The sequence below is a fragment of the Corynebacterium sp. MSK039 genome (assembly GCF_030232315.1).
GTDB lineage: Bacteria > Actinomycetota > Actinomycetes > Mycobacteriales > Mycobacteriaceae > Corynebacterium.
In genome coordinates this window covers 26000-44716 of record NZ_JASPJL010000010.1, presented here as the reverse complement: position 1 = coordinate 44716, position 18717 = coordinate 26000, and the positions used below count along the sequence as shown (strand labels likewise).

15 protein-coding genes, 1 tRNA gene, 1 other RNA gene and 1 riboswitch are annotated in these 18717 nt (G+C 61.4%); of the genes, 11 read left to right on the top strand and 6 right to left on the bottom strand.

Features of this window, described 5'->3' with window-relative positions; translation table 11 throughout:
* The first annotated feature begins 16 nt into the window (after positions 1 to 16).
* From ftsX to ssrA, 4 genes are all read left to right on the top strand, one after another.
* Complete coding sequence (gene ftsX, locus QP997_RS07635) at positions 17 to 919, top strand: permease-like cell division protein FtsX (protein ID WP_070758749.1); 903 nt, start codon at positions 17 to 19, stop codon at positions 917 to 919.
* A gap of 124 nt (positions 920 to 1043) precedes the next feature.
* Positions 1044 to 1580, top strand: coding sequence for an SsrA-binding protein SmpB (gene smpB / locus QP997_RS07630; protein ID WP_070758748.1), 537 nt, complete (start codon positions 1044 to 1046; stop codon positions 1578 to 1580).
* 34 nt (positions 1581 to 1614) lie between these two features.
* Positions 1615 to 2694: a hypothetical protein gene (locus QP997_RS07625; RefSeq protein WP_284846747.1), complete on the top strand. Its 1080-nt coding sequence runs from the start codon at positions 1615 to 1617 to the stop codon at positions 2692 to 2694.
* 45 nt (positions 2695 to 2739) lie between these two features.
* Positions 2740 to 3114, top strand: a transfer-messenger RNA (tmRNA) gene (gene ssrA / locus QP997_RS07620).
* A 595-nt stretch (positions 3115 to 3709) separates the two neighbouring features.
* Here the strand turns inward: ssrA and QP997_RS07615 are convergent.
* Entirely contained in the window at positions 3710 to 4087 is a 378-nt protein-coding gene (locus tag QP997_RS07615) for a toxin-antitoxin system YwqK family antitoxin (protein WP_148812729.1), read from the bottom strand.
* Between the two features lie 44 nt (positions 4088 to 4131).
* Positions 4132 to 4218, bottom strand: a riboswitch (SAM riboswitch).
* Between the two features lie 263 nt (positions 4219 to 4481).
* Between QP997_RS07615 and QP997_RS07610 the strand changes: the two genes are divergently transcribed.
* The 3 genes from QP997_RS07610 (at position 4482) to QP997_RS07600 (ending at position 9724) form a co-directional block, all read left to right on the top strand.
* A complete protein-coding gene (locus QP997_RS07610) occupies positions 4482 to 7133 on the top strand; it encodes a Cna B-type domain-containing protein (protein WP_284846746.1) in 2652 nt (883 codons plus the stop codon).
* 612 nt (positions 7134 to 7745) lie between these two features.
* Positions 7746 to 9050, top strand: a complete 1305-nt coding sequence (locus QP997_RS07605) for an anaerobic C4-dicarboxylate transporter (RefSeq protein ID WP_070760644.1) — start codon at positions 7746 to 7748, stop codon at positions 9048 to 9050.
* A gap of 95 nt (positions 9051 to 9145) precedes the next feature.
* Positions 9146 to 9724, top strand: coding sequence for a lipoprotein LpqH (locus tag QP997_RS07600; protein WP_148812725.1), 579 nt, complete (start codon positions 9146 to 9148; stop codon positions 9722 to 9724).
* Positions 9725 to 9888: 164 nt separating this feature from the next.
* On the opposite strand, the gene QP997_RS07595 is transcribed toward QP997_RS07600, so the two are convergent.
* Entirely contained in the window at positions 9889 to 11376 is a 1488-nt protein-coding gene (locus QP997_RS07595) for an alanine/glycine:cation symporter family protein (RefSeq protein WP_148812723.1), read from the bottom strand.
* 294 nt (positions 11377 to 11670) lie between these two features.
* On the opposite strand from QP997_RS07595, the gene QP997_RS07590 reads away from it, so the two are divergent.
* Together QP997_RS07590 and QP997_RS07585 are read left to right on the top strand one after the other, a co-directional pair.
* Entirely contained in the window at positions 11671 to 12408 is a 738-nt protein-coding gene (locus QP997_RS07590; RefSeq protein ID WP_284846745.1) for a DsbA family protein, read from the top strand.
* 91 nt (positions 12409 to 12499) lie between these two features.
* Positions 12500 to 12572 (top strand) — tRNA-Ala (locus QP997_RS07585).
* Positions 12573 to 12700: 128 nt separating this feature from the next.
* On the opposite strand, the gene QP997_RS07580 is transcribed toward QP997_RS07585, so the two are convergent.
* The 3 genes from QP997_RS07580 to QP997_RS07570 all read right to left on the bottom strand — a co-directional run bounded on the left by QP997_RS07580 (position 12701) and on the right by QP997_RS07570 (position 16565).
* Positions 12701 to 13081, bottom strand: a complete 381-nt coding sequence (locus tag QP997_RS07580) for a hypothetical protein (protein ID WP_070760652.1) — start codon at positions 13079 to 13081, stop codon at positions 12701 to 12703.
* Between the two features lie 535 nt (positions 13082 to 13616).
* Positions 13617 to 14204 carry a TetR/AcrR family transcriptional regulator gene (locus QP997_RS07575; protein ID WP_284846744.1) on the bottom strand — a complete coding sequence of 196 codons (588 nt, stop codon included), beginning with the start codon at positions 14202 to 14204 and terminating at the stop codon, positions 13617 to 13619.
* Between the two features lie 3 nt (positions 14205 to 14207).
* On the bottom strand, positions 14208 to 16565 hold the full coding sequence (locus QP997_RS07570; RefSeq protein WP_284846743.1) for an MMPL family transporter: 2358 nt from the start codon (positions 16563 to 16565) through the stop codon (positions 14208 to 14210).
* Positions 16566 to 16807: 242 nt separating this feature from the next.
* On the opposite strand from QP997_RS07570, the gene QP997_RS07565 reads away from it, so the two are divergent.
* Entirely contained in the window at positions 16808 to 17452 is a 645-nt protein-coding gene (locus QP997_RS07565) for a vitamin K epoxide reductase family protein (RefSeq protein WP_070758739.1), read from the top strand.
* Between the two features lie 26 nt (positions 17453 to 17478).
* Positions 17479 to 17868, top strand: coding sequence for a DCC1-like thiol-disulfide oxidoreductase family protein (locus tag QP997_RS07560; RefSeq protein ID WP_284846742.1), 390 nt, complete (start codon positions 17479 to 17481; stop codon positions 17866 to 17868).
* On the opposite strand, the gene nadE is transcribed toward QP997_RS07560, so the two are convergent.
* A complete protein-coding gene (gene nadE / locus QP997_RS07555; RefSeq protein WP_284846741.1) occupies positions 17865 to 18698 on the bottom strand; it encodes an NAD(+) synthase in 834 nt (277 codons plus the stop codon). The two genes, QP997_RS07560 and nadE, sit on opposite strands and share 4 nt — an antisense overlap.
* Positions 18699 to 18717 lie beyond the last annotated feature (19 nt).

Sequence of the window (18717 nt, the reverse complement as noted above, 5' to 3'; positions counted from 1 at the left end):
GAAGGTTTAAATACTTATGCGAAGTAACTTCATCACCCGCGAGGCCTTCGGTGGCCTGACCCGCAACGCCACCATGACGATCGCGATGATCATCACCACCGCGATCTCCCTGGCGCTGCTGGCCACCGGTTTCCTCATGACCACGATGACCGAGCGCACCAAGGACATTTACATCGACCGCATCGAGGTCATGGTTCAGCTCAAGGACGAGGTCTCGGTCGAGGACCCGGAGTGCGCGAAGCCGGAGTGCGCCAAGCTCCGTGAGCAGCTGGAGGGCGACGAGGCCGTCAAGTCCGTCACCTTCCGCAATAAGCAGCAGTCCTACGACCGTTTCGTGGAACTATTCCAAGACTCCGACCCGCGTCTGGTTGAGCAGACCAGCAAGGACGCCTTCCCGGCGGCCTTCCACGTCCGGCTGGAGGATCCGACCGACACCGCCCCGATCGACGCGGTGCGCGATAACCCGGTCGTTCAGGATGTCGTCGATCAGGGCGAGGACCTGCAGGCAGCGACCCGCAACCTGGACTCCATCCGTAACGCGGCGTTCTTCGTCGCCGCTGTGCAGGCGGTGGCCGCGATCTTCCTGATCGTGAACATGGTGCAGATCGCGGCGTACTCGCGCCGGGAGGAAATCAGCATCATGCGCATGGTGGGCGCGTCCCGCTGGTACACCCAGGCACCGTTCGTGCTGGAGGCCATCATCGGCGCGGTGATCGGTGCGGTCATCGCGGTGGGCGGAATGCTCGCCGGCAAGGCGCTGGTCGTGGACAAGGCGCTGGACTCGGTCTACCGGGCCAACCTGGTCGCGAAGATCACCACCGCCGATATCTGGCTGATGGCACCGATCCTTGTCATCATCGGTGCCGCGGTGGCGGCGATCACCGCGCAGATCACACTGCGCTGGTACGTCAAGAACTAGCGTTGTGTTTGGCGGGGCTGGCTGATGGGGGATCGGCTGGCCCTTCTGCTTCCTCTTAGCTGGGCGCATTCGTCCTCAGCTCGACTGCTTCGCCAGCCGTGCGGCTGGTAACGTGTGAGCAATCATGGCTAAGAAGAGCACCCCGGTGGACTCCGGGAAATCGAAGGGGAAGAAGGCCTCCGCACCACGTGGTGGGGGCCCGGCTGTCATTGCCACCAACCGCAAGGCGCGCCACGACTACCACATCCTCGACACCTACGAGTGCGGCGTGGTGCTCGTCGGCACGGAGGTCAAGGCCCTGCGGGAGGGTAAGGCCAGCCTCGTGGACGCTTATGCCACCATCGATGCCGGCGAGGTCTGGCTGCGGGGGCTTCACATTCCGGAGTACTCCCGCGGCAACTACTGGAACCACACCCCGCGTCGCGTGCGTAAGCTGCTGCTGCACCGCCGCGAGATCGACTCGCTGATGGGCAAGGTCCGCGACGGCAACCACACGCTGGTTCCGCTGCAGCTGTACTTCGTCGACGGCAAGCTCAAGTGCGAGCTGGCCCTGGCCCGCGGTAAGCAGGACTACGACAAGCGCCAGGACATCAAGCGCCGCACCGAGGAGCGCGAAGTGGTCCGCGAGCTGGGGCGCAAGATCAAGGGGATGAAGGGCTAGGCGCTATCGGCGTCGAGACGAAGGGAGTACCGCCGTGGAGCACTGGCGGCTTAGCCACCCGAGCCTGGGGCAGCTCGAGGTATGTGTCGGTCAGCCGGCCGAGATTCGAAGCGTTGACCCGGGGTTCCCGTTGCCTACGAAAGACGACGCCCAATCTGACGCGGTGGCCAGCTCCGAAGGGTTTTACGAGCTTGAATCACCGGACGGCGCAAAGATCGAGGTGGGGGAATTACCCGCGTCGCGGTCTGCTGAGCAGCGACCTGCTTCCCTCGCGGAAGGGGAGAAAGGAAGCCCTGATGGTGGGGTACGGGGAAAGATCGCCGAGAAGTGGCAGTCATTTCTCGAATACGAGGCGCCTCCCGTGGTCGTGCTCCAGCACGGTGTGCCCGTCTATCGGGAACGCAGCCTGGGCCAACGAAAGGTCCGGCTGGCGCCGGCGGGGCGTGACCCCAAGCAGGTGGCCGACGGGGAGTTTTCCGAAACGCTCGATCCGGGCGTCTCTGCGGCTCCCGCGATGTTGAAATTGGACACCGCGGTTTTCGACCGGCATCTCCTCCAGGTCGGGGTGAAAACCAAGGATTCTTTCATCTTCTTCGATCCACCGGCCGGTACTCCTGCCGCGGAGCGTGCCGCGAAGATGGAGGCTTCGCCTGTCCGGCGCTGGCTCTATCCGCTGCTCGGCGGGCTCGGTAAGAGTGGTTGGGCGATCCTGGCCGTTCTCCTGGCCCCGGTTGTGACCAAGTTCTTGGTGTGGCTGATCGGGCTGATTCTCACGCCCATCATCGCCGTCATTGAGTTCCTGCTGGGGCTGTTGCCAGATATTGACTGGCCGGAGATCCGCTGGCCAAAGATTCCGTGGCCGGACATCAACTGGCCCACCATCCCATGGCCCGAGATTAACTTTCCCAGCCTGCCGAGCCTTCCCGAGTTGCCAGACTGGCTCGTCTGGCTGCTGGACCACCCGAAGTTCTGGGTGCCCATCGTGATGGGAGCCGTCGTAGGAATCATCGCGGTGCGCAACGCTCGACGGTCGCAGAAGGAAAAGCTGCACTGGCAGCGGCAAAAGATGGCAACGGCATTGAACGCGCTTTACGAAAAGCGAAAAATGCAGTAATCTGAACCACCCTGCTGAGACGCAACTTCCGCAGCAGGCTTGTATGGGGCCGACATGGTTTCGACTTCGTGCATTGAGCTAGGGGAAGCGTGCCGGTGAAGGCAGATGACCACCGTAAGCGTCGCTGCGATTTCTAAGCGCCGAGAACACTCAGCGCGACTACGCCCTCGCTGCCTAATTCAGCGACCGCGTGTCTGTCGGCCTAAGCTAGCCTCTGGCTTAGCACCCGGCATCGTTTAAAGAGGCTTGCTGTGCAGCTAGGTCACTCGAGCTGCATGGGACACTTGAGAGTGACTGGGCTCATCATCCGGGCTGGTTCGCGTGACCCGGAGAGCCGAGCAGAGATGACAGCGAACTGCGCACGGAGAAGCCCTGGCGAAGTCGCGAAGGACGCGGGTTCAATTCCCGCCGGCTCCACGATTGTCATCAGTCGCGACATAGTTGACAGCTCAGTCGCGACATGATGGACAAACCGGCGCCTTGGTTTTTATTTTCCAACGGCGCCGGTTTTGTGTTTTTACACCAGGGGCGGGTCCCCTTTTCGCCAGTATGGTTTTTGATAATCACGGGACGTGTCGATGTAGTGCTCCGTGATGATTTCTGCGGTGAGGCGCGGGAGGGGCACATACGCCGACGGCAAGGCCTCAGAAGCTCGTCCTGTGCTGAATCGTGGGCTGTGCAAGCGGCTGACACCCTGCCTGGCTGATCCCCGCCCGCCTTCGCGCCACGCTTGCATAGTCAGTGTCAACGATGTCGCGACTGATGTGACAACCATCATCCCGCAACGGTGCTATCGGTCGGTGTCAACGATGTCGCGACTGATGTGACAACCATCAGGAATGTTCTGCCAGGCACACCGTGTCAACTATGTCGTGACTTCAGACACCGCCGGCTCCACGATTGGCTTTACCCCTGGTCACAGTGACCAGGGGTTTTGCCGTTCCTGCGCGGTTATATTGGTGAATACTCTGATGGGGCCTGCCTCATATTTCGGCGCTGCGGGGGCGGCCCGCCTTCAATCCAGGGAGCCATAGCCTTCGGGCTTGACCACGCGCGGCCAGCCGATTCCAGACTTGGAGATGGTGAATGGCCCGGAGTGGAGAACCTGACCCTCTTCGTCGAAGAAGGTTCCGGTTACGGGGTAGGAGGGGCCATAGTACTGCCCATCGTCCGGGTCGTTGTATGTCGCGACCGATTTGAGCCGGCCATTGGGGTAAAACTCGCAGCCGTAGACCAGCCCCCTGCGCTGGAACGTCCCAACCTTCTTCGGCGTGCCGTCCTCGTAGTATTCGATGCCGTAACCCTTGCGGTAGACGTGCCCCGTCTGCGGATCGGTGGTCGTACCACCGAAATATTTGAGCTCGCCGCTGTCGTAAAAAATCTCGCCGCGCATGTCTTCTCCTTGATGTTGATCGGCTGGAAACAACATAAAAAGAAGACTCATCGTTCAAGCTGGAGCACCTTGCACGTCGGTAGGTTGCTGAAGGGTCATCGAGCTTGTCTCTCGCCTTCTCTTTATGAATGACCCCAGGCTAGCAGCCCGGAGAGCGTTCTCGATGAAAAATTTTTGTGGTCGTGCATATTCGATGACCGAGACATCCGGGTTCGATCTAGATGAGTCCGGGTTGATCTGCCCCGAATGGGGCTAGGTGGTAGGAGGTGTGGGCCGCTGGATGTGGCAGCCATTCGTCACTGGGTATCAGATGTGAAAACATTAAGAATGTAGTGGCGAATATCCTGGCCCGTACAGAGCGAACCAGCGCCGCTTCCTTTTGAGAGGAGTAGCAATGGGTCGGCTATATCGGTCTTGGGCAGCAATTCTGGTCGCACTGTTGGCCACCATCGGGTTGGCGGGGGGAGTGGGGCACGCGGCCGAGGTCAATTCGTGGGAGGAAATGGTTGCCACGGTTGATGCCCTCGACGCGGGTGGTTCTGCGGAGCTGTCAATCGCGTCGGACATCGAAGCGCAGGAGGGCACGCAACCGCTGACGGTACGTGAAGGAAGGGCGCTCACCCTCACGGGCAGCGGGCAGCTGACTGGTCCCGGTGCCCCTTTAATTACGGTGGAAAAGGGGGGATCGCTGACCCTGGCGGGACCCACGTTCCGTGGCGTGCAGTTTGCCGTCGCTGGTGATCTGAATTTTAACGCTGGCGCGATTCGGGACACTAAGGTCACCGGGCCAGTGATCTTCGTCGACGGTGGTTCGCTGACCATCGGCGGAACGGCGGATTTTTCGCAGAACTCCGTTGCCGATGAGACGGGCGAGCTGAATCCGGCCGGGGTGGAAAAGGAAAAATACGCCCCTATCACTGCATATAACGGCACTGTTCGCGTCGAGGGCGGGACGCTCACCGATAACTCGGGGCTGCGTTATGGCGGTGTGATTGGCCTGTGGGCGCGTGATGGCGAAAAACCGAGCTTCGAGATGACGGGCGGCACGCTGCAGGGCAACAAAGTCAGTCATCCGAAGTACAACGGCCGCGGTGGTGCCGTGTATGGTGACGGCGCTGTGGTGGCCATGTCCGGCGGCTCCCTGAAAGAGAACACGACGGAGCAGGGTGCGGCTCTTGCCTTCATCGATAGCGATGTCACGATGTCAGGCGGAGTTCTTGTCCAAGGCAATAACAACGGCGACTACAAGGGTTTTGGCGGTGGCCTATTCCAGCATGGTGGCACGCTGAAGATCCAGGGTGCCACCTTCACAGAGAACGTATCCACTGGTCGTGGCGGTGCAATCTACACGACCGGGGATGCCACGGTGGAGATCACCGGCGCCGAGATCACGTCGAATACCGCTGCGAAGTCGGGCGGCGGCATCGCCTTTATGGGAACCACCAAGGCCACCCTCCACGCTGCGGATTTGAGAGATAACACCTCGACCGGCTTCTGGGGCGGCGGGGCCATGTATAACGACACCAACACGGATGTGACGATTTACAACGGCCTCATCCGCGACAACGTCATCAAACCCGGGTTTCTGATTGGTGCCGGGAACCACCCGGTGAGCGCCCAGGGCGGTGGCGTGTGGAACTGCCCCACGGGCTCGACGGTCATGCACGTCAACCGCGGCGTGGCGATCTTCGATAACGTGGCCCCCAACGTGGTTGGAGGTAAGAACGCTGGTGCGGGCGATGATTTCGCGAGCATCATTAAGCACAAGTTCGGCGAGCCTGTGGAAGGCCACTCGGTCGTGGTTACCGACCGCATGCTCGGCGGCAGCCCACGCCAGTGGTTCCAGGATGGCTCGATCTACAACGTCCACAGCAACTGGTCGGAGGAAGGGAAGGTTCCGCGTTATTCCGAGGAAGGGCCGAATACGGCGATCGAGCCGAACACGGAAGTCACTGAGAATATCGCTTTCAAGTCCGTGCCGAGTGAGGACGCCAAGGCGATTGCGGAGCGCCTCGCAACGGTGCGGATCGTGGAAAACACCGCTACGGGCACCGGAATCTCGGGGGCAGGTATTGCCAATAACGGCAAGCTGACCTTCGGCGAACCCGACCCCTGGACCGTCAAAGTGGCTAAGACCTGGGTTAATGATGAGCCAACCGAGCGCCCGGAGGACCTCTTCTTGGATGTCAAGCTCGGGGACAAGGTTCTGGAAACCGTGAAGCTCGACAAGGCCAATGGTTGGGAAGCCGAGCTCAGCAACTACCCGGATCCGAAGACTCTGATCGATGCCAAGACGGGGGAGACCATCCCGTTGACCTTCGTCGAGCACGCAGTCGATGGTTACATGTCCCACACCCCTGTGGTGACCTTCAACGAGGCTACCCGGACGTATGAGGTTGCGCTGCGCAACGAGCCGCCGACGTCGATCGACGTTCGGAAAGAATGGTCCGGCGACGCGGAGGAAGACCGCCCCGAGGCTATCGTCGTGCAGCTGCTGGCCGACGGCGAGGAGACCGGGAAAACTCTTGAGCTGACCGCCGAAGATGGCTGGCACGGGAAGTTCGAGGGGCTGCCGAAGTATAAGACGGTGGATGAGCAGCGGACCGAAATCAAGTACTCGGTGCTCGAGGTCGACGTCCCTGGTTATGAGTCCTCTGTCAGCGGTGACGCGGAGCGCGGCTTTGTGCTGAAGAACTCGAAGGATGTGCCACCGCCCACGGAGACGACCGAGGTGCCACCTCCAACGGAGACGACGGATGTCCCACCGACGGAGACGACGGACGTTCCACCGACGGAGACGACGGATGTCCCACCGACGGAGACGACGGACGTTCCACCGACGGAGACGACGGACGTTCCACCGACGGAGACGACGACCGTTCCGCCGACCGAGACCACGGACGTGCCGCCGACGGAGACCACGACCGTGCCGCCGACCACGGATAAGCCTCTGGCTCGGACCGGTGTCGCGGTTAGCGGCCTGGTGGGAGCGGGAGTGCTTCTACTTGGCGCGGGAGCCCTGGTGCTCGCACGCCGTCGCGGATAACTAAGTTGGGGCTGGCTCCACAGATAGTGGGGCCAACTCGCCCCCTTTGTGGCGGACTGATGGCGCAGCACTGCGCCCATGTCCCAGCGGGTGCTCCGCCAAACGAGTCACCGAGAGGGGAGGAATGGGGGAATTGCCGTTCAGGGCTCTGGGGTGCTGTGAGGAAGTTCCTGGGGGTATTCCTAAAAGAAGCTGCCTGAAATTAAAGCAAGCGTGAAGTCTCCGTGTTTGCGGTTAGATGGTGACTTGTCACGCCTGTTATTGAGATCACTTTTGGGATTAACTCCTTTTTGGATGAGCTTCGATGAGCTAGGAGAAAAAAGAGCTACCCGCATGGCTTGAGCTGGAAAAATAGCCCGATTTATCGGACGTATGACCTTATTGAGGTTCCCTTAAAATCGATATAGTGACGAGCTGCACATTATGGTTGTCTTGTTTTTTGAGGCTTAGTGGACTTTATTTTCCGTGTTATTCTCGGGTTCCCGAGGGCGCATTTCATCTCATTGTTGTGCGATTCATAGCGTTCTATGAACTTCCTTTTGCTCCGCATAGGTACTGCGGTTAGTGGGCGAGTGGAAGCCGAACCCTCGTTGAGTTGAAAGAAACGCCACCATGATTTGGGTTCACCTACTGATCGTCCTCGCGGCCATTGTGCTCGGCGCGCGGTACGGTTCCATCGCGATCGGTGCTGCCGGTGGCCTCGGTGTAATCGCCTTGGCGATCGCTGGCGCGCCGGTAACGGGGGAGGATATTCCCTTCGACGTCATCGGCATCATCATGTCCGTCATCGCTGCCATCGCCGCGATGCAGGCTGCCGGCGGCATGGACTGGCTCGTCGCGCAGACCGATAAGCTGCTGCGTAAACAGCCGAAGCGAATCACTCTCTTCGCTCCGATGGTCACCTATTTCCTGACGCTTTTCGCGGGCACCGGGCACACCGCCTTCGCCGCTTTGCCGGTGGTCACGGAGGTCGCCAAGGAAAACGAGATTCGCCCATCGCGGCCGTTGTCGATCGCGGTCGTGGCCTCGCAGATGGCTATCACCGCCAGCCCGATTTCCGCGGCCGTAGTGTTCCTGGCCTCCATCCTGGAGCCGATGGGGGTGGGGTACCTGACGTTGCTTGGGATCGCGATTCCTTCGACGTTCCTCGCGGTCATTATCACCAGCTTTGTTGCCAACTGGCTTGGCACTCCGCTTTCGGAGGATCCCGTCTACCTGGAGCGTAAGGAAAAGGGGCTGGTGAAATTCCGGGGAAAGGTCCAGTACACCGAGAAGCCGGGTGCCAAGGCATCGGTGCTGATCTTTCTGCTCGCCATCGTCGCAGTGGTCAGCTACGCGGCGCTGATCTCGGATAACCTGCAGGTTATTGTCGACCCGACCCTGCCGCGCACCGAGGCGATCATGTCGATCATGCTTGCCGCGGCGATGGCTATCACCGTGTTCTGCCGAGTCGAGCCGGGGCGGATTCTGGAGATGGCAACTTTCCGCTCCGGGATGTCCGCCTGCGTGTGTGTCCTCGGTGTGGCCTGGTTGGGGACGACTTTCGTGAACGCTCATCTCGACGAGATTACGGATGCTGCCGGGGCGACCCTCAGCACCAAGCCGTGGCTGCTGGCCGTGGTTCTCTTCTTCGCGGCGGCCCTGCTGTACTCACAGGCTGCGACGGCAAAGGCGCTGATGCCCACGGCGCTGGCGCTTGGAGTTGGCCCGGTTGCTGCTATCGCTGCTTTCCCGGCCGTGTCCGCGCTTTTCGTGCTGCCGACCTACCCGACGCTGCTCGCGGCGGTCGAGATGGATGACACCGGCTCGACGCGGGTGGGTAAGGCGGTCTTCAACCACCCGTTCATGATCCCGGGTGTGGTGAATATTGTTCTTGCGGTGGCTTTCGGATTCCTTTTTGGGTCTTTGCTGATCTAGCTCCACGTTATTGCTGAGGGGAAAGTCGCCCTGATTCACTGTTGAGCCCGATATGGTTTCGGAGGGCAAAGGCAAGAGTCTGTTAGCGTGGATTTATGACTAACACCGCTAAGAGCAATGTTCTGAAGTCGCTGACCGCTGCCGTCGCTGCCCCGGCTCTACTGCTGGGCGTGGCTGCGTGCGGTGACTCTGGCGAAGAGACGGTCAACAACGCCACCGAGCAGGCGGGCGACGCCGCCAGCTCCGCGACCGAGAAGGCTGGCGACGCGGTGGATTCCGCGAAGGCGGACGAGTCCACCTCCACGACGGACGCTGCCGACGAGAACTCGGACCTGAGCCAGCCGGAGATCCTGCTGGACGGGAAGCCTGTTGACGGCGAGTTCGCTCCTGTGAAGGTCAAGCGCACCACGGACGATGGCCAGCAGGAACTGAAGTACGAGGCTGGCGATGGTGCTACCGAGCTCGAGGTCGAGATCATCGAGGGGGATGACCCGGCCCTCGACGAGCTCAGCCTCAAGGTCGACGGTAAGGAGTGGGAGACCTCCGACCAGCAGGAGCGTGACGCCAAGGTTGTGAAGGCCGGTGACCGCTACGTCGTCAGCACCGAGGTGCACGAGGACGATAACGAGCAGAACACCGCTTCCGTGAAGGTCACTTTCGACGCTAAGCAGTAGTCAGTGCCCCCTCACCCCAAGCAGCTTTTCTCGGAGACGCGGGTGAGTTTGGGGAGAAGCGCCCGGTAGCGCTAAAGGTCGGTCCCCACCAGGATGGTGGGGACCGACCTTTACTCATTGCTGGCCACGGTTCCACGTGGCCAGCCGGGGGCAGTGGCTAGGCCCTACTTGGCGTCTTGCGCCTCGTGCGGAACATCGATGGCCCTGTTCGGGTCCGTGCGCCACGGGTTACCGGAATCGATGAGGAACTGCTCCACCTGCTCCGGCGTAGCCCGCAGGGTGGGGTCGAAGTCCAGGTAGGCCTTCGTCTCCCGGGCGATGAGACCAGAGAGGATCAGCAGGCCGATCAGGTTAGGCAGCGCCATCAGACCATTCGCGAGGTCGGCGAAGGTCCAGGCCAGCTCCAGCTCCGTCGTCGCGCCAACCACCACGACGCAGGTGAAGAGCATGCGGTAGATGGGGGATGCCCAGTCGCCGAAGACGCGCTGCGCATTGCGCTCACCGTAGTAGGACCAGCCCAGCAGGGTGGAGAAGGCGAAGAAGACCACCGAGACGGAGACGATCATGCCACCCCAGTCGGAGCCCAGGCCGGCGGAGTAGGCACGAGCGGTCATCACGCCCGCTTGGTCGGAGCCGAGCTCCCACACGCCCGTCGTCACGATGACGAGGCCGGTCATGGTCACCACGATGATGGTGTCGATGAAGGTCTGGGTCATGGAGACCAGGCCCTGGCGCACCGGGTGGGAGGTCTTCGCCGCCGCAGCTGCGACAGCGGCGGAACCCATGCCGGACTCGTTGGAGAAGATGCCTCGCGCGAAACCCATCTGCATCACGATGATGATGGACGAACCGATGAACCCGCCCACCGCAGAGGTGCCGGTGAAGGCGTCGCTAAAGATCATGCCGAACGCGGCCGGAATCTCAGCGGCATGCTTGATGAGCACGATGATGCCGCCGCCCAGGTAGATCACAATCATCATCGGCACAAAGCCGGAAGTCACCGTACCGATGGACTTGATGCCGCCCATCAGCACCGCGCCGACACCGACGAAGAGGAAGACCGCGGTCAGGCGAGGGTCAATGTCGAAAGTATCCTTCAGGCCCTCAGCCACAGCGTTGGCCTGGGTGAGGTTACCGATGCCGAAGGAAGCGATGACCGTGGCGATCGCGAAGAACCAGGCGAGGAACTTACCGAGACCGCCCTTGATGCCGTGCTCCAGGTAGCGCTGCGGGCCACCGGAGATGTTGCCCTTCTTATCCGTGGTGCGGAAGCGAACGCCCAGGAAGGCCTCGGCGTACTTGGATGCCATGCCGACCAGGCCGGTGACCCACATCCAGAACAGCGCGCCGGGGCCACCGATGGACAAAGCGGTAGCAACACCGACGATATTGCCCACGCCCACGGTCGCGGCCAGCGCTGTGGTCAGGGCCTGGTACTGGGAGATATCTCCTTCGCCGCCCTCGTCGTCGCGGTCCAGGAGCCCGTGACGGAGAGCGACGCCGAGCTTGCGGAACTGGACGCCGCGCATGCGGATCGTGAGGACCAGACCGGTACCGAAGAGGAGGGGGATGAGCAGCCAGGGCCCCCACACGAAGCCCGAGATTGTGCCCAACACATCATTCAACTGTGAGGCAAAAGTTTGTTCTTCCATGGTCTAAACATACGTCGGTGAGCTACGTCACTTGCCAGAAGGTCAAAAATTCCTGTCAATAACATGTACGCCAACATGCACGCAGCCACGACGAAGTGAAGCTGTGGGAACTCTGGCAGCTTATGGCCGTGGGTAACAGCTTCCTGTCAACCTGGGGTTTTGGGGTCTCCCAAGTGGATTTTGTGACTTATGAATCACTAGGGTTAGCGACGATAGGCCGGGAACCGGCCGTCCATTTGGGCGTCCCCGCACCCGGCGAATGGCGCGCATGTGAAGGTCCGAAAGGAAGTTTGAGTGAGCCAGAAGGTTAAGGCCCCCGATCAAAAGGGTGGCAGCGGTTTCATGTGGACGATCATCGCCGTTCTGGTGATCGCGGCTGTCGTTATCGGCATCGTCGTCACCCGCGGTGGGGCGAAGGAGGACATCGCGGCGAACATGCCTCAGGAGGACGTCAACTTCACCATCACCGCGAAGGATAACGTCGTCGAACTGGCTTCTAAGAATATCGACAAGGACGCCCCCGTCGTAGACATCTACGAGGACTTCTCCTGCCCGTACTGCTCCCACCTGGTGAAAGCAGACCACCAGGACGTCAAGCAGGCCGTCTCCGATGGCAAGCTCAAGGTTCGTTTTAATTTCCTGAACTTCCTGGACGACGGCCGTCGTGGTCCGTCGACCCGTGGTGCTGCGGTGGCATACGCCATCGCTGAGACCGGCAACGTCAAGGCGTTCTGGAACTTCCACAACTACACCATGCTCGAGCAGGAGACCGTTGCACGGACCTGGGACTACGAGGACCTGGCGCAGGCTGCTTCGGCATATGACTTGGACGCTTCGCTGATCGAGAAGATCAAGAATGGCGAGCTGGAGGATAAGGGCGTCGAGGTTGGCGAGGCCAACGCGAAGGTCCTGAAGAAGAAGGTTGGCCAGGTGTCCTCGCCGATCGTCCTGGTGGATGGCCAGAAGCTCGACATTAAGACCGGCAAGGACGGAATGCCGCAGTCCTGGGTTCCGGACGTGGTCAAGAATTAAATAACCGCAGCGTGAGGGTCGGTTTTTCGGCCCTCACGGCCACCGATTTGGTGGGTTGTGTTCCGGTGGGGTATCTTTAGATCCGCACCAAGGGGCTATGGCGCAGTTGGTAGCGCACCACACTGGCAGTGTGGGGGTCAGGGGTTCGAATCCCCTTAGCTCCACTTAGAGAGAAAACCTCCGGTCTTATCGGCCGGAGGTTTTTCGTGTTTCGGAGGGACCTGACTCGCTGGACTGTGCTCGGTGCTGCGGGGGTCAGGTGCCCGTCAGCCTTGTCAAGGGGGAGGCAGCTTTAGGTTTCGGGGGTGTTCTGCTGCTGAATGCGTTCGCCGATGCTGCACAGAATCATCATCATGCCCGAGGCCCACATCCCGAAGAATCCGGTGGCGATGACTGCCCACGCTGCGAGGAATGACACGTCGGCAAGTACCGATGGCGATTCAAAGACGCCGTCGAGTAGTTCGAAGCCAAAAAGCCCAACGAGCAGCGAGATAATAAAGAAGGTGAAGGCGCTCCATCGCCATACCTTCAGTCCACCGAGGCGCCGTCGTGCACCTGCCGGACCGAAAACGAACGCTTCAAACTTCGAAGGCTGCTTCTGTGGCGCAGGGTAGGCGGGGGAGCCGGGCATGCCAGGGGAGTAAGGAGCGCCGACCGGGTACTGCTGTGCCATCGGAGCGCCCGGCTGCTGGGGAGGCAGCGGTGCGCCGCTGTATGAAGGCTGTTGGGGTGGTGCCATGTGGGGCTGTTGGGGTGGCTGCGCCGGCGAAAATTGGGCAGGGTCAGCACGCCAGTAGCTGGCGCGGGCGTTTTCTTCCGGCCCGTGTGACTCGGAGGGCTGCCCGGCTGCTGACACCCCATTGGTGTGGGAGGTCGGAACCCCCTCCTGGTGCGGGGTAGATTCCGGCTCCGGTTGGGGTGATTGACCCACGTTCTGGTCCGAGTTATCCGTCATGGCAATCCTTTCGAAGCATGGCACCGGGGCTGCCAATAAATACAGCGCGGTGTTGTTGAGCGGCTCGATCAGCTGTGACCTTCATGTCCACAGTCTGCTTATTGCTCAACCTTAAGCTTCGTGACCTCGGTTCACTCACGCTGGGTGTCGCATGGGCACAAAGAAAACGCCACCCCAACCTTGGAGTGGCACATATCTGTTGCTGCCAGCGCGGCCATGCGGTGGCAGCAACTTCCCTCAGGAAGATGAGGTGTTACTCGTAGTCGCGGAGCAGCTGGAAAGCCCGGCGGATGAGCTCGCGGCCCTCTTCAGGATCGCGAGGCTCCGGCCGGTCCAGGTATTCCCTGATAGCGACCCCACTGGCGGCGGAGTAGGCGCCAATCAGTACCTGTGCATCAAAATGCGTTGCTCCAGGAATTCTGTTCTTGAGGGCCTTCATCATGGAGGAAGAAATCTCCGTGACGGTTTCTTCGCTGGGTGGGCGGCGCGAACGAGAGCTCGCGTGGCTTCCCAACAAAACCAGTGTGGACGCGGAGTAGAGCTCCACGCCGTCGTCATTCAACGCGTCAGAGGCGATCGCTTCCATCGCTTGGGCCGCTGTCCACTGTTCAGGAAGCGCATTGATCTGGTCACTGATTTTGTCGAAGGTCTGGCGGAGGAACTCGAAAATCGCCTCATCGGTATCTGCGAAGTAATTGTGGAAGGTGCGAACCGAGATATCAGCTCGATCCGAAATCTGGGCGACGGTCGGCATCCTGTCCGGGTGCTCCAGCATCAGTTGAACCGTCGCCTCGGAGATTGACCGCCGCGTCGCGGCCTTTTTTACTTCCCGGTAATCCATGGCTTATACCGTAGCCTTCACCTGCGCCTGGGAATGTTTTTGATGGAGTTTCTCACCCTCGATGTCCAGGTTCGGCAGGATCTTGTCTAGCCAGCCTGGGATCGACCACGCGCGATCACCCAGTAGGTACATGGTTGCCGGGATGAGCGTCATGCGAACCACAAAGGCGTCCAGCAGAACGCCTGCCGCAAGGGCGAAGCCCATGGCCTTAATGAAGGGTTCATCGATCAGCATGAATGCCGCGAACACAGAAATCATGATCAGCGCAGCAGCGGTCACCACACGCGCACCATGCTTGTATCCATTGGCCACGGCGTTGCCAGCTTCCTTGCCGCGCGAGACATAACCTTCGCGCATACGAGTGACCAGGAACACCTGGTAGTCCATCGCCAGACCAAAGGTCAGTCCGATGAGCATGATCGGCAGGAAGGACAGCAACGGCTGGGGATCGTCGATCAGGCCGAACATACCCTCTTGGAAGATCGCCACGGTCACGCCGAAGGTGGCGGCCATGGAAAGGCCGAAGCCGATTGCCGCGATAAATGGCACCCAGAGCGAACGGAATACCAGGGTCAGAACGATGAACGCCAGGCCCAGAACAATGGCGATATAGGGCACGAGCACGTCCGAGAGCTTTTCAGAAATGTCATCGAAGATCGGGGTGATGCCGGTGATGCCGAAGGTTCCACCAGTTTCTTCCTCGAAGGAACCCTTGAATTCGCGGAGGCGCTCGAGAGTCTCGGTGGTCGCCTCATCGGTTGCGCCGGTCTCCGGGGTGATGAGCACCTGGGCGGCGTCCTGGTTCTCTGTCGTGGCGATGATCTGGGCGTTCACGACGCCCTGAGTGCTGGAGAAGTCCTGCAGCAGCTCCTGGTAAGCGGCGGGACGGTCCTTCGCATCGACGTTGGCGGTATCCACGAACGTGATCATGGGGGCGTTGCGGCCATCCCCGAACTTCTCTGCGGTCATCTCGTAGGCATCGCGCTGCGGGGATCCCAGCTTTGCCGTGCCATCGGTTGGCATTGCCAGGCGCAGCCCCGTGGCGGGGATCGCCAAGATGCCCAGCAGAACCACTCCTGCCACCAGGGTCGTCCATGGGCGCTTTCGGATCTGGCGAGCCCACTTGAGACCCATGGTGGGCTTTTCGTCTTCTGGGTCGGGAACCTTGGGGCCAGGAATGCGGATCGCGAACGCGCGCGTACCGAGCAGGCCAAGGAGTGCGGGCAGGAAGGTCAGCGCGACCAGCACAGCGACCAGCACGGTGGCTGCCGCCGCGAAGGCCATGGCCGTCAGGAACGGGATGCCGATGATTGACAGAGCGGCCAGTGCGATCAGCACGGTGGCGCCAGCGAAAACAACCGAGCCACCCGCGGTGCCCAGCGCCATGCCCATGGCGTGGGCGCGCTTGTCCACGCTCATCGTGCGCAGTTCTTCCGCCAGCTCCTTCGGCGAGAGATCGTTGAGCCCCGAGGAGGAGATCAGCTCGTTGCGGAACCGGGCGACGATGAAGAGCGAGTAGTCGATGCCCACTGCCAGGCCGATCATGGAGGCCAGCATCGGGGTCATGTCCGAAATCGAGTCGGTGACCAGCGTGGCCAGCTGGATGCCGAGGATTCCCACGCCTACACCGACCAGTGCGGCGACGATCGGCAACCCAGCCGCTAGGAGGGAACCGAAGGTCACCAGCAGGACAACCGCAGCAACAGCGATACCGATCAGCTCGGCGGTACCGTCCATTTCGTTCGCCCCGGAGAAGACGTTGCCGTTGTACTTCACGGTGAGGTCCGTGTCGTCGTGCTTAGCAAGGACGTCGGTGACTGCATCGCGCGCATCCGAAGGGACCTCAAGGACAGAGTCGTAGTCAAAGGTGATGCTGACGGTGCCGGTGGTTTCGTCGGAACTCAGCGGGGAGAGAGCCTCAAGGTCGGATTTGATCTGCTCCTCCGGCATGCCCTGCGCGGCCTTAGCCTTCGTCATCTGCTGTTCCATGCCCTTGGCGGCGAGAACAGGGTTGACGATGGACTCCTGGTCGGCCAGCTCGCCGGTGGCCTTGAGCTCATCCAGCATCTCGTCGACGTCTGCCATGACGGCGCGGTCGGTCAGTTTCTTGCCCTCCGGCGCTTGGATGACGACGGAGCCCGAGGGCACACTCATGGCATCTTCGTCGGAGCCGAAGCGGTCGTTCATCTCCTCCTGGGTGACGGTGGAGTCCATGTCCGGCATGGAGAAGGTGGGGCTTGGGTCTTTCGCGTATGTGGCGGCGCCGAAGCCGAGTGCGCCGAGGATGACGATCCAGGCGACCAGGAACGGCCATGCTTTGCGGTAGGACGTTTTGCCTACCCGGTATAAGAACTGAGACATGTTGCAGAGACTATGCAATCACGAATTCTTGGGCAATGCGCGACTCTGCCAATCGTGTATAAAAACATGCCAAGATCTGTGTTTATGTGAATATTTTGGCAAGGTATGAGAGCTGTGCTTTTCAGCCACGGAAGGCTGGGGTCGGCGGCCTCGTCGAGGGGCTTGCAAACGGGATATAATCACGCACAATGACCCGGTGGACCGTACTGCTGGGTACCCGTTTTCAACTTTAAGGTGACCCCATGTCAACTGCCTCCGCAGAGGCGAAGCGATCGTCAGTCGAGCCTGCTGAAGCTGGTGTTGAGTCTGTAACTGCTAAAACCCGAACCATTGGGGCGAGTCCAGCATTCGGCATCCTCATGGCGGTGCTCGGCGCGGTGGGGTTGTTCTTCTCCGCGCTGATCATGCAGGACAAGGTCACGCTGCTGTCCAACCCGGGCTACATCCCCGCCTGCACGGTCAACGCGATCGTGTCGTGCACGGACGTCATGGCCTCTCCGCAGGCCTCTGCCTTCGGCTTCGCCAACCCCTATATCGGTCTAGTTGGCTTCGCCCTGGTGACCTTCTTCGGCGTCTCCCTGGCCGCGGGCGTGCGCTTCCCCGAGTGGATGTGGGCAGGCGAGCTGCTGGGCCTGATCTTCGCCGTGGTCTTCGTGCACTGGCTCGCCTACGAGGCCGTCTTCGAGATCGGCGCCCTGTGCATCTACTGCATCGCGGTCTGGATCGCGACGCTGCCGCTATTCCTCATGACGTTGGTTCGTTTCGTGCGCGGCAGGGCGCACAACCGGGGGCGAGCGACGGGGCACGGGGTCGCCCAGCCGGTGATCGTGCTCATCGCCTGGTACCTGGGATTCGTGGTCATCATCGGCAGCCACTTCTTCTTCTAGCCGCTCTTGCCTAGGCTCTAGGCATCATGGCCTTTTTCTTTTACGACGCCCATTGCGCCGTCTGCGAGCGCCTCGCCCAGACTCTCACCCGGCTCTCCCCGGGGCTGAGCTGCGTGGCGGGTTCCGTCGATGACCCGTCCCAGCCCGCCGACGTGCGAGCCAACATTGCCGAGCACGCGGTGTACTTGGGCGACGACGGCGCGCTGGCCCTGGGCCACCGCGCTATCGGCGAGGCATTGTGGCGCCACGGGCGGAACTTTGGTGTGCGCCTGGCGGGTCGGATGCTGCTGATCTGTGCGCTCTCGCCGATCTACGCGCTGGGCTACCGGCTGTTCTCGCACAATCGGGCCCGCATCGGCAGGGCCATGGGGCTGGGAGCCTGCGAGTCCGGCGGCTGTGCTGTGCCCCGCGGCTAGTCGCGCCACCAGGTGTCCGCCGGCCCTGGGGGAGTGGTGCGCTTGTGGCGGCTGACCCGCCACAGGTGCTCGATGCGCTCCGCCGCCTCTGCAGGGACGTCCTTGCCCTCCAGGTAGCCATCGATGTGCGCGTAGGTCACTCCCAGCGCCTCCTCGTCGGAGAGCATGGGGCGATCTTCCTCCAGGTCCGCGGTGGGTATCTTTTCCCATGTCGACGCCGGCGCGCCCAGGTGGCGCAGGAGTTCAGCGCCCTGGCGCTTGTTGAGCCCCACCAGCGGCATTAGGTCGGCGGCGCCATCGCCGAACTTGGTGTAGAAGCCTGTAATCGCCTCGGCCGCGTGATCGGAGCCGACCACGAGGGTGCCGGTCTCGCTGGCCAGGGTGTACTGGGCGATCATGCGCTGCCGGGCCTTGACGTTGCCCTTGTTGAAGTCGCTCACCGGCTCGCCCGCGAGGCTTTCCGAGACAGCGCTTGCGATGGCCAGGGTGGCGTCCTGAATATTGATGGTGACGGACTGTGACGGCTGGATGAAGCGCAGGGCGATCTGGGCGTCCTCCTCATCGGCTTGGGTGCCGTAAGGCAGACGTACCGCGTAGAACTCGGCTGAAGCGCCACGGCGGCGGAGTTCCTCGACGGCGAGCTGGCACAGTCGGCCGGCGAGGGTGGAGTCTTGCCCGCCGGAAATGCCCAGAGTGAAGCCCTTGGCTCCGGTGCTGAGCGCATAATCCACGAGGAAGTTCACACGTGCGGTAACCTCGGCCTCGGGGTCGATATGTGGCTTGGCGTGGAGCTCGGCGATGATGTGGCGTTGCAGCGCGGTGGTGTTCATGGGCGTCCATGCTAGTCAA

Coding starts and splice junctions, on each gene's coding strand:
- QP997_RS07600 (WP_148812725.1), top strand. CDS start 9,146: ATGACTAACACCGCTAAGAGCAATGTTCTGAAGTCGCTGACCGCTGCC.
- nadE (WP_284846741.1), bottom strand. CDS start 18,698: ATGAACACCACCGCGCTGCAACGCCACATCATCGCCGAGCTCCACGCC.
- ftsX (WP_070758749.1), top strand. CDS start 17: ATGCGAAGTAACTTCATCACCCGCGAGGCCTTCGGTGGCCTGACCCGC.
- QP997_RS07610 (WP_284846746.1), top strand. CDS start 4,482: ATGGGTCGGCTATATCGGTCTTGGGCAGCAATTCTGGTCGCACTGTTG.
- QP997_RS07565 (WP_070758739.1), top strand. CDS start 16,808: ATGTCAACTGCCTCCGCAGAGGCGAAGCGATCGTCAGTCGAGCCTGCT.
- QP997_RS07605 (WP_070760644.1), top strand. CDS start 7,746: ATGATTTGGGTTCACCTACTGATCGTCCTCGCGGCCATTGTGCTCGGC.
- QP997_RS07615 (WP_148812729.1), bottom strand. CDS start 4,087: ATGCGCGGCGAGATTTTTTACGACAGCGGCGAGCTCAAATATTTCGGT.
- QP997_RS07595 (WP_148812723.1), bottom strand. CDS start 11,376: ATGGAAGAACAAACTTTTGCCTCACAGTTGAATGATGTGTTGGGCACA.
- smpB (WP_070758748.1), top strand. CDS start 1,044: ATGGCTAAGAAGAGCACCCCGGTGGACTCCGGGAAATCGAAGGGGAAG.
- QP997_RS07560 (WP_284846742.1), top strand. CDS start 17,479: ATGGCCTTTTTCTTTTACGACGCCCATTGCGCCGTCTGCGAGCGCCTC.
- QP997_RS07575 (WP_284846744.1), bottom strand. CDS start 14,204: ATGGATTACCGGGAAGTAAAAAAGGCCGCGACGCGGCGGTCAATCTCC.
- QP997_RS07580 (WP_070760652.1), bottom strand. CDS start 13,081: ATGGCACAGCAGTACCCGGTCGGCGCTCCTTACTCCCCTGGCATGCCC.
- QP997_RS07570 (WP_284846743.1), bottom strand. CDS start 16,565: ATGTCTCAGTTCTTATACCGGGTAGGCAAAACGTCCTACCGCAAAGCA.